Source organism: Lysobacter sp. CFH 32150 (assembly GCF_022758295.1).
GTDB lineage: Bacteria > Pseudomonadota > Gammaproteobacteria > Xanthomonadales > Xanthomonadaceae > CFH-32150.
Window position 1 is genome coordinate 125,923 of sequence record NZ_JALDWJ010000009.1, and the last position, 16,424, is coordinate 142,346.

The window sequence follows — 16,424 nt, forward strand, 5'->3', positions numbered from 1 at the left end:
CAATGCCTTGTCTTTGCGTGGCACAGACAGCACAGTGCCACTTCAAGTCAACTTGAGGTCAAGGGGCGCGAGACATGGACATTGCCGAGGTAGCGAAGCGATCCGGGATTCCTGCCTCGACCCTACGCTTCTATGACGAAAAGGGCTTGATCGCCTCGGTCGGCAGGCGAGGACTACGCCGCGTGTTCGATGCCGGTGTGCTGGAACGGTTGGCGCTGATTGCACTGGCGCGCTCTGCCGGCTTCTCACTCGATGAAATCGCCCGCATGTTCGCGTCCGATGGACGTCCGCAGATCGACCGGCACGCGCTCGCGGCCAAGGCGGAGGAACTGGACGGGACGATTCGCAAATTGAGCGCCATGCGCGATGGCCTGCGACACGCCGCCGTCTGCCCCGCGCCAAGCCACCTCGAATGCCCGACGTTCCGCCGCTTGCTGGCGGGTGCTGCAGCCAGGACCAGCGACGAGAAGAAAAAGAAGAGGCCGGCGAGGCGGCGGTTGCCCAGCAATCCGCCGCAGGCGTGACAGCGCGTTACCCAGCACTCCTTCAGGTGTGCGGGATAATTGCATATGAGACTCATTCGCATTTATGATGGCTCGACACCGCCCAGGAGCGGTCCTTAGACCGGCCAAACCTATGTCCCCACGCGAACCCGATGCGAATGCCCACAGGTCTCGTGTCACGCCAAGTGCCCCGCGCCCGATGTCGAGTGTTTCCGCTGCAGGGAGTGGCACACAGATTGATAGCAACGCTTTGCTCGGCGGCGCCCGCGAGGTGTTGATCCGGCATGGCGGCGAGGTCTATCGGTTGCGCCACACGCGGAACGACAAGCTGATCCTGACCAAATAGGAATCATCCAGCCCCCAAAGGTTGCCCTGAAGGGAACCCTTGGCGGCCGCAATGTCACCCAAACCCCTTCTCGAGTAGCCCGCTACCGGCATTGCCGGCCGCCAGCCCTCTCGGTTCTCCCGGAGATCCGTAGGACTGCCATGCGCCCGACCTTACTCAACGCCGCCCTGTGGATTGCCCTTGGCGTGCCTGCTTACGCTTCTGCCGAGACGCCCGCTGACGCTGCCGTCGATGTGCACGATCTCGCGACCATCACCGTCACCGCCACGCGCACCGAACGCGCGATCGCGGACGTGCCCAACACGGTCGACGTGATCGATCGCGCTCAGCTGGACCGCGAACTCGTACGCGACCTCAAAGACCTGGTGCGGTATGAGCCCGGCGTGTCAGTGGGCAGCGGCACTGGCCGCTTCGGTATCGGCGACATCCGCATCCGCGGTCTCGGCGGCAATCGTGTCCGGATCGAAACCGACGGCATCGCGGTTTCCGACAGTTTCGCGATCGGCAGCTTCTCCAACGCCAATCGCAACTTCGTCGACCTGGACACGCTCAAGCGCGTGGAAATCGTGCGCGGTCCGGCCAGTTCGTTGTACGGCTCGGATGCACTCGGGGGTGTGGTCACCTTCGTCACCAAGGATCCCGTCGATTATCTGACGGAGGGCAAGGATGCCTACTTCGGCATGAAGTTCGGCTTCGAGAGCGACTGGGATGGCTTGTTCACTGGGGCCACGACGGCATTTGGCGGCGAACGCTGGTCGGGCCTGGTGGCAGTCAGCCATCGGCAAGGCCAGGAAACCGACAACCAGGGCGACAACACGACTGCAGGGGCGCTGCGCACGGCATCCAATCCGCAGTCGCACGATGGCCGCAGCCTGCTGACCAAGCTGGTGTATGCGCCGAGCGCGGACCAGCGCTTCAAGCTGACCATCGAGGGCAACGAAGGCACCACCGAAACCGATGTAATGCACCTGCGCGGGTTCCAGCCTTCCACGCGAGCCACGACGCTTTCATTGTGGGGCGACGACCATCAGACACGCGCACGGCTGTCGCTTGCGCACGAAGTCGACGCGCTAGATGCAGCCTTTGCCGACAGCCTTGATTGGCAGGTCTATCGCCAGGACAGCGAGACCACACAGGACACGATCGAAGAGCGCATCACCGCGACCGGTGCCGCACAGCGCCGCGAACGGGAGTTCAACTTCGACCAGCGCGTGGTCGGAGCGGAAATCACGCTGCACAAGGAGTTTGCGACCGGCGCGATGCAGCACACGTTGACTTATGGCCTGGACTTCAGTCGGACCGAATTGCGGCAGAAGCGCGATGGCCGCGCCATCGATCTCGCCAGTGGCCGCGTAACCAACGTGGTGGCGCCGGACGTGTATCCGGTTCGCGACTTCCCGATCAGTGAAACCACCGCCAGCGCCCTGTTTGTGCAGGACGAAATCAGCCTGGCCGATGACGCGGTGCGCCTGGTGCCGGGAGTGCGCGTGGATCGCTTCGAGCTGCGTCCGCAACACGATCCGATCTTCGCCGAGGACAACCCCGGCATCGTGCCCGCCGACATCACCGAGACCAACGTCTCGCCCAAGTTCGGCGCAGTCTGGAAATTCCACGGCGACTGGTCGCTGTTCACCAACTACGCACGCGGCTTCCGTTCGCCGCCCTACAACGACGTCAATCTCGGCTTCACCAACCTGCAGTTCGGATACGCCACGATCCCGAATCCGGACCTGCGCCCTGAAACCAGCGATGGCTTCGAACTCGGCGTGCGCTACGCCAGTCCGGCAGTGGACCTCAGCGTCGCCGGTTTTCTCAATCGGTACGATGACTTCATCGAGTCGGGCGTGGTGGTGAGCCAGCCCCCGCAGTCGCCGTTGCTCGTGTTCCAGTCCCGCAACGTCGCCGAAGCGGAGATTCGCGGCGTGGAGTTGAAGGCAGGCGTCCAGCTGGGCGAATGGGCTGATGTGTTGCAGGGTTGGTCTCTGCGATCAGCCGCCAGTTGGCAGGAGGGCGATGACAAGACCGCCAACCGGCCGCTCGTTTCCATCGATCCGGCGCGGGCTTCGCTCGGCGTCGCCTACGACCAGGAGCGCTGGGGTGTGGAATTGGCAGGTCGCTTCGCGGAACACAAGCGTCGTCTTCCTGACGCTGCTCAGTTCGCGCCCCCCGGCTATGGCGTACTCGATCTGCTCGCGCACTGGGACTTCGCGCCAGGCGCGGCCATCAACTTCGGCGTATTCAATCTCGCCGACAGAAAGTATTGGGACTGGAGTGATGTCGGTGGCGTCGGAGCAAGCAGCCTCGTTCTCGATCGTTACACCCGCCCCGGACGCGCGATAGCGATGAGCGTCGCAGTGAGCTGGTAACCGGATGCATCGGGACATTGAACCGCGTCGTATCCCCGGAGTCCTGCCGCACCCGCGGCAGCTCGCTGCGCTGGGTGCGGTGTTGTGCCTGTACCGCGCCCGGCACGGCGCGGCGTTGGCCGGTTGGGCGAAGGCGGCATGCGCGGAAATGGGGGCCGGCATCGACAGCGACGGGCTGCGCGAGAGCCTGAGTTTCTATGACCGCGATGGCCGCAGTTGTTGGCGCCTGTGTCTGTTGCCGGACAGCGACTTCCGGGCTTGGGATCGATTGTCGCGAGCGCTGCCGTCCCGCGTGGACTGCGATTCCAGCATTGGCACGTGTCAACGCATTTGGCGGAGGGTCGCAGGGCAGGTGCATGGCGACTGTTGGCGCGCATGTGCGCTGCGACTGCATGTGCTGCCCGTTGCGACGACGGTCAAACCCGTGGAGCAATCAGTGCTGGCGGCAAGTCTCGCACCGTTATCCCGGTGCGGCGAAGCAGCAGCGAGACGGATCGCGCGAGCCGAATGTGCGGATGGATCGTTCGTTGTGGCCGATAGCAGCTGTGGGCGTACCGCGTTGCCCGTAGTTGGCAGCTCGACGTACTCGACACCTCTTTTTGAATGCAGCTCCCAAGGACAAACATGAAGCAGCTAATGGCAGGACTCGCGATGTGCACCAACAAAGCACGGGCAAGTGGATGGCTCCATGCGGCAGCGCTGGCCGTCTGCATGGTGGCTGCCGGCCCGATCACAGCGGCAAGTCCGACGCCCTCAGTCGATCCAGTGCGAGATCGGGCGTCGATCCTCGCCATGCAGGGTGAGTATCTGGTCGACTTCGCCTTCGACGAGACCGTATTGCTGCAACCGGACTACAAGCGCCGTGCGGCGCAGCGCAGCGGTGGAAACGAGGTCGTGATCGTGGTCGAGGACACACCGACCAAGATTGTGCTGCAACACATCCTGGTCGATCCAAAAAGTGGACACGTCACCAAGCATTGGCGGCAGGACTGGACCTACGAAGCCGCACGACGCTTCGAGTTCAGTGCCAACCAGACCTGGCTGGTGCGCGCGATTCCGGCCGAACGGACCCAGGGTGCATGGACGCAATGCGTGCACGAGGTCAGTGATGCACCCCGCTATTGCGGCACTGGCCATTGGAGCCATGCGAACGGTGTCGCCACGTGGACCAGCGACCTGACTTGGCGTCCGCTTCCTCGGCGGGAATACACCAAGCGTGACGACTACAACGCCATCGCAGCGGTCAATCGCCACACGATTACGCCGAACGGCTGGACCCACGAGCAGTTCAACACCAAGGTGCTGCGCGAGCCGGGCAGTGCCCAGGTCGAACTGACGCGTGAGTTCGGGTTCAACGACTACCGCAAGACCAAGGAAACCGATTTCTCGCCAGCCTACCGCTACTGGGACGCAACGCGGGATTACTGGGCCAAGGTGCGCTCACGTTGGAATGCGCAGCTGGCTGAATCGCCTGGCGTGCACCTGAAGGCCAAGGTCGATGGGATGGCGATGATCGTCCCGTTGTTCGAACAGGCCGAGCGCATTGAGGAAGGCAAGCCCGTGGATGCGGCGGAGATCGATGCCGTGTTCAACAGGTGGGTCGAGCCGGCAAGCATGGAGGATGCGAGTGCGGCCCGGCATCCGAAGCCGCGTGATGGCTTCGGCGAATAAAGGGGGCAGGTTCACCCTGGCAGCGATCTGGTCTAGAGGGGTCGGAGAACATTTCCGTTTCAAAAAATGTTCTCTGACCCCTTTTTTGGGGGAGCGTCAGCCTCGCCGAGCGGCCTCGATCGCAGCGATATCGATCTTCGTCATCTCCATCATGGCGTCGAACGCGCGCTTGGCCGCCGCTGGATCAGGATCGGTGATCGCGGCCGTCAGGGCGCGTGGTGTGATCTGCCACGACAGCCCCCATTTGTCCTTGCACCAGCCGCATGCGCTTTCCTGGCCGCCGTTTCCAACAATCGCGTTCCACAAGCGGTCTGTTTCGGCCTGATCGTCGGTAGCGACTTGAAACGAGAACGCCTCGTTGTGCTTGAACTCGGGCCCTCCATTCAAGCCGAGACAAGGGATGCCCATGACCGTGAACTCGACCGTCAAGGTGTCACCCTGCTTGCCCGCTGGATAGTCGCCAGGTGCGCGAAGGACAGCGCCTACTGCGCTGTCCGGGAACGTCTCGGCGTAGAACTTCGCGGCGTCCAATGCGGTGCCGTCATACCAGAGACAAATCGTATTCTTGCTGACCATCTTGGTTCTCCTCGATCCAGGGGGATACGCGCATTCAAGCGGCGCAGGCGGACATTCGGCGCGCATGCGTGAACGCGACGTCACTGCGGCTCATCAGGGGGCAATTGCAATGACGGTGCTGTTCGTTATAAGCATTGCGCTTGATTTCAAAGGAGACGCAGCATGGACCGATTCACCGGCAGTTGCCTGTGCGGCAACGTACGAATCGTGGCGTCGGGACTCCCATACCGGGTCGGCCTTTGTCACTGTCTCGACTGCCGCAAGCATCATGGAGCCCTGTTTCACGCTTCCGCGGTGTTCCCCCAGGATGCGGTGACGATCGATGGCGAAACACGCGACTACGCCGGGCGGTTTTTCTGTCCCCGCTGCGGCTCGTCCGTTTTCGGACGCAGCGCAGACGAAATCGAAGTGAACCTGGGATCCCTCGATGCCCCCGACCAACTGAGGCCAACCTACGAACTCTGGACCGTCCGTCGCGAGTCCTGGTTGCCACCGTTTCCACTCATGAAACGATACGACCGCGATCGTGACGCCACGAGTCGCTTTGAGGAGTAGAAGACATGGATGGCTCAGCGACTGCCATCGACCCGAAGCGGGCGCAGACTGGTTCCAGCGCCCGCGCCAGCTCAGCTCTTTCCCGCAGTCTGGACGCGAGGGAAGTAGCGCATCACGAAGAACAGGTACACCAGCCAGAGTGCGAACCATACAGACGCGACGGCAAGAAGCCTGACCGTGAAGAGGATCAAACTCGGGGCCAGGAACAGCAGGACGCATCCGAGCAGCCACAAGCGATCGCCTCGACGCGAGTACTGAGCACGTACGACATCGTCGATCCGGCCGCCAAGCGAGGCGCCGTAATAATAGAAGGACGAGAACGCGAATGAGAACGTCGCCACACCCATCACGATCAACGTGGCTTGATACGAAAAGGCGTCGACTTGGCCGCTTGCGAACTTCGGGTAGAGGAAGAACAGCAGGAACGTGAAGATCGCGATGCTCGATGCCGCGAGCTGATACGACCGATTGACATTAGCTGCGGCAAGATCGTCGGCCATGGGATCCCTCATCACCTCGCCATAATTCGCAGTGCTCGTGGAGTCCACGAGAAGGGAAAGATACTACCTTTAAAAAATTCTCTGGTTCGCGCAAGCCGTGATACCCGGTTCTGGCCGAACGCGGGCATGCGGGTTAATGGGTTCGCCCGGTGAGCGAGGGGATCTGTTTCGCCAAGGGTGTTTCAGCGCGCTCCACGGTGCTCACCCGGTCCGCTCGGAATCTCCTGGTCCTGCGGCTGCTGATGGTGAGTCCGTCGATCAGGCCAGCCTCGTTGCGCGTGAACGTCACCGCACCGCGAGAGCTGTTGAAACGATCCCCGCCGACTGCCTCCAGCTCGATCTCATACTCGCGTGGCCAGGCGAGCTTCAACTTGCCGTCGGAGACCCGAACGACGAATGTCGTCTCGACTTCATCGCTGAGGTACTCGCCGGTATAGCGACTCAAGGCGGAGTCCGAGGGAAGTGGATCGGCCAGGCGCTTGAAGATTCGGGGAGTGGGCCAAGCATCGAAGATGTGCAGTTCCGGGGTGGCGTTTGCCTCTGCAAGGATGAACCTCCACTGGCCTCGCGCATCACCAGGACGAAACACATTCCGATCGATGGGAACGAATGCCACTGGAGATCCGACTTGGCGCAGAGCGCCTTCCCGCCATTCAAGTCGAACGATCTCATCGGTCTTGGGACTCCAGTAGGTCCCTGCCAGGGATGACTGTTCGAGTTCAGGCATCCGCACCGCGGGCGCGAAGGCAGGTTCCTTCATCCTGTCGCCCAGGTAGATGTCGGCGATCTTGAACGTCAGCTCTTCCGCCGGAGCTGCCTGCGTATTGCAAAGGGCAACGATCTTGGTCCTTTGATCTGGAAAGTGAACGGAGCTCGCCCGGTATCCGCCTCCCAATCCGTCGTGACTGACGGTTCGCAACCCGCGGTAGTTCCTGATGAACAATCCACCGCCATAGGTGGTTTCCGTTCCGTCGTTCAGCCTTCCGGATGTCTGCATCCATGTCGCCAAAGGCAGTCCGCCGACGCGGCCATCCATGAGGTTCTGTTGCCACTTCAACAAGTCCCTCACGGTCGTCAGTACCCCGGTGGATCCATAGTGATCGATGTTCGATGGCGCCCGTTTCCAGCCTCCATCGCGCTGGTGGTAGCCTTGGGCGAGCTTGGGAACAACCTGCGCGTGATCTACGTTGAAGCGCGTATCTGCCATGCCAAGCGGTTTGAATATCTGTTCTTCCGCATATGCGCTCATGGGTTTGCCGGACGCACGCTGGGCGACCAACCTCAAGAGTTCATAGGCCGAGTTTCCGTAAAGGCTCTCCTCTCCCGGTTCGAAGTTGGTGCGGCCTTGTCGAGCCAGGACCTGCAGCACGTCCGCTTCCGTATAGACGTCGTCGCCACGCCAGCCCGCCAGGTTCAGCAGATACCCATGCTCCCGCAGGCCACTCGTGTGGTGAACGAGATGCGCGATCGTGATGGGTTTCCCGTAGTCCGGCAGTTCGGGGACGTATTTGCGGACATCATCCTCGAATGAGAGCTTTCCTTCGTTGACGAGAAGCCCGATCGAGAACGCCGTGAACTGCTTGGAGATTGAACCAATGCCGAAGATCGAATCCGGTGAAACCGGGATCGCGTGCTCCAGATTCGCGATGCCATAACCGCGCATGTAGTCGATCGTGCCATCGCTCTCGATTGCGACCGCGCAGCCCGGCGTGGCTTCTCCAGACCATGTGGAAAAGAGGGCATCGACCAACTTGTGTTTTTCGGCGCTCGTCGTTCCCTGGGCCTGTGCCGTGGTCGGCAACGCGATGGAGATCGTCATGGCCGTGGCGAGCGATACCGCCATGGCGATTAGATGTCGTGGGTTGAACGCGGTTGTTGCCATGAGGGAGCCTTTTCAGATTGAGTTGGCACTACCTTCCAAGGCGACGCATGCGCGCCGGGTTGGGAGGTTCCGGAAGGAAGCGTAGGGGCCCGACTGGCAATTGGAAGTGGTTTGCGACGAAACGTTCTGATCTCGCGCCAAGGCGAGTGGGGCGAGCCAACGGCGGCGAACTTTTGTCGTATTCTGAAATCGGCAGGGCCAATACGAGCACCTTACCGATCCGTGAAATCGCAAGCCGACCATGACCGCCAACAGCGGTGGCGAACCGAATCGCTGTTCTGGCTGCTGCATGTCGGGGGCTGGTTGGGCGTCTTTCTCGTCGGCTATCTCTCTCTACTTTCGAACGGCAAACCGGAGGGCTTTGGTCGTGTCTGGTTCGCCGTAGCTGCGACTGGATTCATCGGCACGCTTTCACTTCGGTATTTGCTCCGCACGTTCAGGGACACGCCTCCACTGAAGCTGGCACTGTTGATGGTGGTGCCGATCCTGGTGGTGAGTGCATCGATGGGTTTGGCTTATGAAGTGTTCGCTCGACAGGGCTGGTGTGGCGGGTGCCTGCCATTCTCCTTGTCGAGCTACTTCAGCTATGTCACGTTCCAGATGTACGTGGTGGTTGGCTGGTGCAGCCTCTACCTGGTGATTACAACGAATCGAAAGCTGCGCAAGCAGACCGAGGCGGCACTTGCGGCTACGGCGATGGCACACCAGGCGCAGCTCAAGATGCTGCGTTATCAACTGAACCCGCATTTCCTGTTCAACACGTTGAATGCGATATCGACACTGCTGCTCGATCGCGACAACGCCACCGCCAACCGCATGGTCCATAGCCTGAGTGCCTTCCTGCGGCACTCCCTGGATGTCGACCCTGTGCAGCGGGTGACCCTGGAAGAGGAAGTTCGCGCACTCGAGCTGTATTTGACGATCGAGAAGGTTCGCTTTGGCGACCGCATGCAAATGAACGTCGAAATTGACCCTGAGTGCTGGCCAGCGATGGTCCCAAGCCTCCTGCTCCAGCCCATTGTCGAGAACGCAGTGAAGTATTCCGTGGCCAGAAGCAGCCGGGGCGGCACCATCGTGCTGAATGCCAAACGGGACAACGCTTGGTTGTTGCTCACGGTGCTCGATGATGGACCAGGGAGCCCAAACGAGTTTGACGTGGGTGGCTCCAGCGAAGGGGAAATGACCGGCGTTGGTGTTGGGCTGGTCAATACCCGGAATCGATTGCGGGCGCTCTATGGCGATCGCCATTCGTTTCAAGCATCCAATCGAAGTCCAGGTGGATTTGTTGTCGAAATCAGCCTGCCTTATGAGAAGGGCGGTACCGATCCCACATGACTGCACCTGGTCCTTCGGGAGGGAAGATTCGGGTGCTCATCGCAGACGATGAGCCATTGGCCCGGCGCGGGCTGGAACTGAGGTTGGCTTCCGATCCGGACGTCGTCATCGTAGGGCAGGTCGGGGATGGCGAAGCTGTCGTCCACGCGGTTCGGGAGTGTGCTCCCGACCTGCTGTTGCTTGATGTCCAGATGCCGGGGATGAGTGGCTTCGAGACTCTAAAGGCCATTCCGGCGCAACTGATGCCACTGGTCGTTTTCGTCACCGCATATGATCACTATGCGATCGATGCATTTGAAGCCAATGCAGTCGACTACCTGCTGAAGCCTGTCGATGGCTCTCGCCTGAGCCAGGCGTTGGACAAGGCGCGCTCGATCCTGGAACGCAGCCACGCGGACGGTCATCGTGCCAGGTTGTTGGCGCTCTTGAGTGCGCTCAGCGGCAAGCCGGATCTGACGCTGGAAGAGGTTCTGGAGACGGAAGACCCCAGTCGTCTGGTTGAGGCAACCAAGCAAATTTCGTTGAAGGACGGCACGCGTACGATCCGCGTATCACCCGGTGGCGTGAGGTGGGTCGACGCTGCTGGTGACTACGTCTGCATCCATACCGATGAGGGCACGCATGTGGTGAGGGCGACCATCGGGGATCTTGGGCGTCGACTGGATACAACGGGTTTCCTGCGGATCCACCGGTCAACCATCGTCAACGCGCGGCGGGTCGTGTCCTCCCGTCCGCACAGTAATGGTGAGGCTTTCCTGACACTGGACTGTGGACAGGAATTGAAAGTGTCGAGGAGTTACCGGAAGACAATTTCAGCGCTCGTGCGCTCATGAGTCTCCGATAACGCACGAAACGCGATAGCAGGCCTATATCAGCTGGCCGGTGCGGCGTTAATCGCCAATTGAGCGGCGAAAGCCCGCTGGTACGCGGGCCGCGCTTCGCCGCGGGCGACATAGGCAGCCAGGTTCGGAAATTCGTCCAGGATGCCCGATGCTTTCACCCTGAGCAGTACCGACACCATCATCAGGTCGCCCGCGCTGAATGCGCCATCGAGCCAGTCGGCATCGCCCAGACGAGCAGACAGCTGGCCCAGTCGATTTCGGACGCGATCCTCGGCCAGAGGCTGGCGCTCCTTACGCCAGGGCTTATCGCCCTCCAGAACCTTGACGGTAAAGAGGTCAAGGATCACCGGCTCCACGCTGTTGAGCGCGGCAAACATCCATGTGATCGCACGCGCCCGGGCATTGGCATCGTCCGGCAACAGACCCGCATGGCGCTCGGCGATATGGAAGACGATTGCGCCTGTTTCGAACAGGGCGAGATCGCCTTCCTCATAGGTTGGAATCTGGCCGAAAGGATGAAGCGCCAGATGCGCAGGTTCCTTCATCGCACCGAACGAAACAAGGCGAACCTCGTAGGGTTGGCCCACTTCTTCAAGCGCCCAGCGAACGCGCGTATCGCGCGCCAGTCCCTTGCCGCCATCGGGTGACCGTTCAAACGCGGTGATCGTGGGGGTCATTGGAAGGCTCCGTGGTGATTGCATGGCACTGCGCATACTGTTCTCCAAGGACGGCTTCTGGCCGAGTGTGGACATCAGGGAGAGTTGACTGCACGAATTCTAAAATGACGCTTTCGATCCAAAGCGGACATATGTTTGATTGTCAGGCCACGCCCGCGCGGAGCTGGGTCACTTTTCCGCCACCGCTTCCACCTGGATCCGCAGCGCGACCGCCATGTCGAAGCCGAAATCCTTGCCGGCGTCCATTCCAAACTGCGAACGGTCGATCGTCGTCTCCGCATCCGCACCGCACCAGTCGCGCTTGTCGAGCGGATGGGGCATGCATTTGAGGCGCGTGATGCGCAGTTCGACCGGGCGCGTCACCCCGTGCAACGTGAGCATGCCCTGCACGGCGGTGGGCTTGCCGTCTTCGAACTTCGCGAACGTGCCGCGATAGCTGGCCTTCGGAAAATTTTCCACATCGAACAGCGTTGGCTTGAGCGCTTCGGTGTTCATCAGGTCCAGGCCGTAGTCGATGCTGTCGATGTCGATCGTGATGTCGAGCGAACCAGTGCCTGCCGCCTTGTCGATCGTCACCGTCCCCGAAGTGCGGTTGAACTTGCCGCGCCAGTGCGACAGGCCCATGTGGTCGGCCTCGAAAGACGGATAGGTATGTTGCGGATCGATTTCGTAGCGCGTCTCAGCGGCGCTGGCGTGAGGCGGGTCCATCGCCGTAGTGGCAATGAGCAGGCTGGCAATCAGCAGCGAAGTCGTCTTGTGGGGCATGGCGATGTCCTCCCTCGATTACGTCATCGACTGAACAAGCGCGACGAACTGACCGACGGCGATCTCCGTCCCCTCCGCCCAGCCGGACGTTTTGTTCGTCTCAAAGTCGGCTTCGTTCCGGTGTAACGCCGTGAACACGTAGCGAGTTCCAGTGCCAACTGCCTCCATCGTCACGACGGCAGTAATCGGAACGTCGTCAAAGACTGCAGGGCGATAGCCAGGAAACAGCATGGAGGTCCAAACGAGCCGCTCCATCGGAACGACGTCCAGGAAACAGCCGAGATTGGGAAAATCCTGACCGTCTTCCCCTGCGATGTCGATGCTGAAGATGCCACCAGGACGCAAGTCCATTTCGGCTTTCGACACACGGCCCCACGCCTTGGGCATGTACCACTCCTTGAGATGCTCCGGTTTGGTCAACGCTTCCCAGACGAGTCGCGTGGGCGCGTCGATGAAGCGTTCGATAACGAAATCAAGCTTCGGGTTGATCGCGAACTGCTTGCTCATGATCTCTTCTCGCTTTTCTTGAGTTGTTTGACGTACGTGTCGAACCGGTCAAATCGGGATTCCCACACCTGACGTCGCTCGGCGAGCCAGCCTTCAGCGACCTTGAGCCGCTCCGGAGCGATCTCGTAGGTCCGCACCCGCCCTCGCTTGTGTGACTTCACCAGCCGGCCCTGTTCCAGCACCGAAAGGTGCTGCACAAACGACGGGAGCTTCATGTCGAACGGTGCCGCCAGCTCGCTGACCGTGGCGGGCCCGTTAGCTAGTTGGTCCAGGACCTTTCGCCGAATCGGGCTGGACAAGGCATAAAAGATGTCGTCAATGACGGCGGTTTGAGCCATTTCAAAACTCGATTGGTTGGGTGAGTCGATCTGACGAGGGCAGCCTAGCGCCGTACAACACTTAGGTCAATACCTAAGTATTGGTCTTATGGATTGCTCCCACAGAAGCGTCAGAGGTCTAGCCCCAATAAAGCAAAAAGGAACCTGACGTCTTTTTCCCGATGTCGCTTTAAACCCAGCCGCCCGGAAGCGCATCTTGCTTTCGACGCAATGTCTAACAGGGAGTCGTGCATGAGCAGGAAGTGGGGTTGGGGACTCGCGTTGGCGGTACCGTTCGCGGCGCAGGCGCAGGTGGATCTGACGGTGCTGGACCGCGACATGGTCGGGCCGCGTGCGCAGGTGCTGGTGCTGGGCACGGTGCATCTGAGCGGAATGCCCAAGGAGTTCGATCCGAAAGCGCTGGATCCCGTGTTGGACAAGCTGGCGGCGTTCAAGCCGGACATCATCACCATCGAGGCGCTGCCGGGCGAGGAGTGCGACATGGCCGCGCGCAATCAGGCAGTCTACGGCGAGGACTACTGTTCCTCCACCAAAGCGGCGAAGAAGGCGACCGGATTGGAGATTCCGGGCGCCATCGCCGAGGTCAACAAGACGCTCAAGGCCTGGCCGGCGCAGCCGACGCCTGCGCAGCGTCGTCGTCTGACCTCGCTGTTCCTTGCGGCCAACGACCGATCGTCGGCCTATGTGCAATGGCTGCAGTTGCCGTCCGCCGAGCGTCGCACGGGCGATGGCATCGACGACGCACTGATGGCGGTACTGAAGAAGATTGAGGCGAACAACAACGAGAACTACCGGATCGCCGCGAAGCTGGCGGCGCGGCTGGGCCTGCAGCGCGTGCACGCGGTGGACAACCACACCGGCGACAACACCGACCTCCCCGACATCAAGGCGTTCGGCGAGTCGATACAGGCGGCGTGGAATTCGGAACGGGCGGAACTCGACGCCACCGAGAAGGCACACGCGGAGTTGTCGAAGCAGAAGAGCCTGCTGCCGCTGTACCAGCACATCAACAGTCCACAGAACCTGCAGATGCTGGCCGAGAACAACGTCTCCACTGCGATGCGTTTCCCGTCACCGCAGCACTATCCGCAGATATGGGTGGCCGGCTGGGAAACCCGCAACCTGCGCATGGTGGCCAACATCCGCGCGGCGTTCCGCGAGCGCCCCGATGCGCGCGTGCTGTCCATCGTCGGCGCGTCGCACAAGCCGTGGTTCGACAGCTGGCTGGGGCAGCTCTCCGGGGTTGAGATCGTCGATACGGAGCAGGTGCTGAAGTAAATCACCCGATGTAAATCTGTGGGTCAGAGAACATTTGGTTTGAAACACAAATGCTCTCTGACCCCTTTTGCCGCCGCTACCAAACCAAGTCGTCTGGCACCTGGAACTGCGCGTAATACGCATCATCTTCGGAGGTTGCGGCGGTGGTCTCGTTGCCCGCGTCTTGACCGTGATCAAGCACGATCATGCTGGCGTCGCGTTCGCGCACCTTGTCGCCGGCCGCACGTGGCAGCAGCTCGTAGCGGTCGCCCAGGCGGGCGATCACCACCGCGCCGGAAGACAGCTTCTTGCGCAGGTCGTCGTTGACGAGCAGGGTGCGGATGGCGCCGTCGGCGGTGAAGCGGTACTCGCTCTCCCCCGAGCGCGGCACTTTCTTGTCGTCGATGATCTGTCGCGCCTGGGCACGAAGTTCAGTGATGCGTGCCTGGGCTTTGCGCTCGGCGGCAAGCGCGCGGTCTCGCTCGGCTTTTTCGGCCCGCGCCCGCTCGGCTTCCAGTTGGAATTCGTTGAGTTCTGACGGCCCTTTGGCATGCCGGGCCTTGTGCTGCTCGCGCGCCACCTCGGCCACTTTGGACTTCTTGACCAGGCCCGCCTTGAGCAACTGTTCCTGGAGCGGATTCGCTTTCGCCATGTCGCAGTTTCTTGTCGGGAATTTCCGGCCCATCATACTTGCCGTCCCCGCCGCCCACCTTCGTCCCTGCTGATGGAACCTTTGAAGTACCTCGCCGGCTACCCGCAACACGTGCAGGCGCGGGTGCACGAGCTGATCGAGCAGGGTCGGCTGGGCGCGATACTGGCCGATAAGTATGGCCAACCCCACGCCGTGCGTAACGACGGTCAGCTACAAGACTACGTCCAAGCACTCAAAGACCGGCATCTACGAAAATCGGTACCGTTGGGCAAGGTGATCTACGACAGCAAGCTGCAGGTGATGAAGCACGCGCTCGGTACCCACACTGCCATCTCTCGGGTACAGGGCAGTAGGCTCAAGGCGAGCCGCGAGATCCGCATTGCCACCGTGTTCCGCGATGCGCCCGCTGAGTTCCTGAAGATGATCGTGGTGCATGAACTTGCGCACCTGAAGGAAGCCGAGCACAACAAGTCGTTCTACCAGTTGTGCACGCACATGCAGCCTGACTACCACCAGTTGGAGTTCGATTTGCGCCTCTACCTGACTCATCTTGAAGTCGGGCAGCGATCACGCATTCCGCAATCTGCTGTCGAAGGGGATATGCAGTTCTGAAGGACTGCTTCTGGCCGAAAGCGGCAGACGAACAGCCCAAAAAAAGCCATCGCCACGGCTCGATGCTTGCCTTAACGCCGGCACAGGCTCCGCGGGTGAGCTACGAAACAGTAATCGATTAGTCATCCACGCTACCCATGGTCAGGTTGACAGTAGTTCCCGTCATCCCGCTCGCCTTGTCGGACGCCATGAAGACCGCCATGTTGGCCATCTCCTCGAGCCTCATGACCCGTCGCGGGTGGGACATGCTCGCGAGGTACTGCTGGAACTGTTCCCAGGTCATACCCGTTGCCTTGGCCTTGATGTCGGAGAGTTCCTTCATCGTGCTTGTCTCCGGCATGCCGTGTGGTCGCAGACCGACCACGCGGATGCCTTGAGGTGCGAGCTCGGCGGATAGGTCGCGAGTGAGAGCCTCCTTGGCGGCCATCGCCGGACCGTAGCCTCCGTTCAATCGGGTGCCCATCCGCGAGGGGAGTGCGGTGACGGTCATGATCACTCCCGATTTGTTCGGCACCATGCGCCTTGCGGCCAGACGTGCGGTCAGGAAGTACGACATCGTGTAAGCCGTGATCGGCAGGGAGAACTGTCCGGCATCCAGCTCGGCCAGAGGCAATCCCAGAATCTTTGCATTCGGTATCCCGACCGCGTTGAACGAGATATCGACGCGTCCCGCCTGATCGATCACGGACTGCAGATGCCTGTCCACAGCCTCCTCGTCGAGAGCGTCGACCTCCGCCACCTTGGCGAATCCGCCAGCAGAAGCGATCTCCTTGGCGACAACGTCGACGGGTGCCTGGTGGCGTCCCGTGAGAAAAACCTTGGCGCCGTCAGACGCGAAGGCGCGTGCGACAGCACTGCCGATCGCACCTCCGGCTCCGTAGATCACCGCAACCTTGTCTTGAAATAGCATCGCTGGTTCCTTGCTGTGTCCGGGTGGGCGACGTCCGGATCGTCCGAGCCGTCGATGAGGTAGACACCGCGACGTCGGGAAAGTGGGCGCCCACCCACCGCCCAGTTCGCCACTCGGCCGGTGTCCATGC

17 protein-coding genes and 1 pseudogene are annotated in these 16,424 nt (G+C 61.2%); 9 read left to right on the forward strand and 9 right to left on the reverse strand.

Features of this window, described 5'->3' with window-relative positions:
- Positions 1-74 precede the first annotated feature (74 nt).
- The 4 genes and pseudogenes from MO486_RS13380 (at position 75) to MO486_RS13395 (ending at position 4,886) form a co-directional block, all read left to right on the forward strand.
- Positions 75-524, forward strand: coding sequence for a helix-turn-helix domain-containing protein (locus MO486_RS13380; protein ID WP_242908612.1), 450 nt, complete (start codon positions 75-77; stop codon positions 522-524).
- A 214-nt stretch (positions 525-738) separates the two neighbouring features.
- A pseudogene (locus MO486_RS13385) lies at positions 739-849 on the forward strand (hemin uptake protein HemP); the annotation flags it as partial.
- A 140-nt stretch (positions 850-989) separates the two neighbouring features.
- The gene (locus tag MO486_RS13390) at positions 990-3,215 is read left to right on the forward strand and encodes a TonB-dependent hemoglobin/transferrin/lactoferrin family receptor (RefSeq protein WP_242908614.1); all 2,226 of its coding nucleotides are present in this window, start codon (positions 990-992) and stop codon (positions 3,213-3,215) included.
- Between the two features lie 711 nt (positions 3,216-3,926).
- Positions 3,927-4,886, forward strand: coding sequence for a DUF6607 family protein (locus tag MO486_RS13395; protein ID WP_242908983.1), 960 nt, complete (start codon positions 3,927-3,929; stop codon positions 4,884-4,886).
- A 96-nt stretch (positions 4,887-4,982) separates the two neighbouring features.
- Here MO486_RS13395 and MO486_RS13400 read toward each other — a convergent pair whose 3' ends face one another.
- Positions 4,983-5,462 carry a VOC family protein gene (locus tag MO486_RS13400; RefSeq protein WP_242908616.1) on the reverse strand — a complete coding sequence of 160 codons (480 nt, stop codon included), beginning with the start codon at positions 5,460-5,462 and terminating at the stop codon, positions 4,983-4,985.
- A 162-nt stretch (positions 5,463-5,624) separates the two neighbouring features.
- Between MO486_RS13400 and MO486_RS13405 the strand changes: the two genes are divergently transcribed.
- Positions 5,625-6,017 carry a GFA family protein gene (locus MO486_RS13405; RefSeq protein WP_242908618.1) on the forward strand — a complete coding sequence of 131 codons (393 nt, stop codon included), beginning with the start codon at positions 5,625-5,627 and terminating at the stop codon, positions 6,015-6,017.
- 71 nt (positions 6,018-6,088) lie between these two features.
- On the opposite strand, the gene MO486_RS13410 is transcribed toward MO486_RS13405, so the two are convergent.
- Both MO486_RS13410 and MO486_RS13415 read right to left on the reverse strand, forming a co-directional pair.
- Positions 6,089-6,517, reverse strand: a complete 429-nt coding sequence (locus tag MO486_RS13410) for a hypothetical protein (RefSeq protein ID WP_242908620.1) — start codon at positions 6,515-6,517, stop codon at positions 6,089-6,091.
- Between the two features lie 133 nt (positions 6,518-6,650).
- A complete protein-coding gene (locus MO486_RS13415; protein ID WP_242908622.1) occupies positions 6,651-8,399 on the reverse strand; it encodes a serine hydrolase domain-containing protein in 1,749 nt (582 codons plus the stop codon).
- Positions 8,400-8,621: 222 nt separating this feature from the next.
- Here MO486_RS13415 and MO486_RS16520 point away from each other — a divergent pair, with 222 nt between their 5' ends.
- Both MO486_RS16520 and MO486_RS13425 read left to right on the forward strand, forming a co-directional pair.
- The gene (locus MO486_RS16520) at positions 8,622-9,734 is read left to right on the forward strand and encodes a histidine kinase (RefSeq protein ID WP_242908624.1); all 1,113 of its coding nucleotides are present in this window, start codon (positions 8,622-8,624) and stop codon (positions 9,732-9,734) included.
- A gap of 32 nt (positions 9,735-9,766) precedes the next feature.
- Positions 9,767-10,567, forward strand: coding sequence for a LytTR family DNA-binding domain-containing protein (locus tag MO486_RS13425; protein WP_242908678.1), 801 nt, complete (start codon positions 9,767-9,769; stop codon positions 10,565-10,567).
- A 38-nt stretch (positions 10,568-10,605) separates the two neighbouring features.
- Here the strand turns inward: MO486_RS13425 and MO486_RS13430 are convergent, their stop codons facing one another.
- The 4 genes from MO486_RS13430 to MO486_RS13445 all read right to left on the reverse strand — a co-directional run bounded on the left by MO486_RS13430 (position 10,606) and on the right by MO486_RS13445 (position 12,863).
- Positions 10,606-11,253, reverse strand: a complete 648-nt coding sequence (locus MO486_RS13430; protein ID WP_242908680.1) for a glutathione S-transferase family protein — start codon at positions 11,251-11,253, stop codon at positions 10,606-10,608.
- Between the two features lie 168 nt (positions 11,254-11,421).
- Entirely contained in the window at positions 11,422-12,018 is a 597-nt protein-coding gene (locus tag MO486_RS13435; RefSeq protein ID WP_242908682.1) for a YceI family protein, read from the reverse strand.
- 18 nt (positions 12,019-12,036) lie between these two features.
- A complete protein-coding gene (locus MO486_RS13440) occupies positions 12,037-12,525 on the reverse strand; it encodes an SRPBCC family protein (RefSeq protein WP_242908684.1) in 489 nt (162 codons plus the stop codon).
- A complete protein-coding gene (locus MO486_RS13445; protein ID WP_242908724.1) occupies positions 12,522-12,863 on the reverse strand; it encodes a metalloregulator ArsR/SmtB family transcription factor in 342 nt (113 codons plus the stop codon). Before MO486_RS13445 ends, MO486_RS13440 begins: the two co-directional genes overlap by 4 nt.
- A 231-nt stretch (positions 12,864-13,094) precedes the next feature.
- On the opposite strand from MO486_RS13445, the gene MO486_RS13450 reads away from it, so the two are divergent.
- Entirely contained in the window at positions 13,095-14,141 is a 1,047-nt protein-coding gene (locus MO486_RS13450; protein WP_242908739.1) for a DUF5694 domain-containing protein, read from the forward strand.
- Between the two features lie 76 nt (positions 14,142-14,217).
- Here the strand turns inward: MO486_RS13450 and MO486_RS13455 are convergent, their stop codons facing one another.
- Positions 14,218-14,772: a DUF2058 domain-containing protein gene (locus MO486_RS13455; protein ID WP_242908741.1), complete on the reverse strand. Its 555-nt coding sequence runs from the start codon at positions 14,770-14,772 to the stop codon at positions 14,218-14,220.
- 72 nt (positions 14,773-14,844) lie between these two features.
- On the opposite strand from MO486_RS13455, the gene MO486_RS13460 reads away from it, so the two are divergent.
- Entirely contained in the window at positions 14,845-15,384 is a 540-nt protein-coding gene (locus tag MO486_RS13460) for a M48 family metallopeptidase (RefSeq protein ID WP_242908743.1), read from the forward strand.
- Between the two features lie 118 nt (positions 15,385-15,502).
- On the opposite strand, the gene MO486_RS13465 is transcribed toward MO486_RS13460, so the two are convergent.
- Entirely contained in the window at positions 15,503-16,294 is a 792-nt protein-coding gene (locus MO486_RS13465) for an SDR family oxidoreductase (RefSeq protein WP_242908745.1), read from the reverse strand.
- Positions 16,295-16,424: the final 130 nt, after the last annotated feature.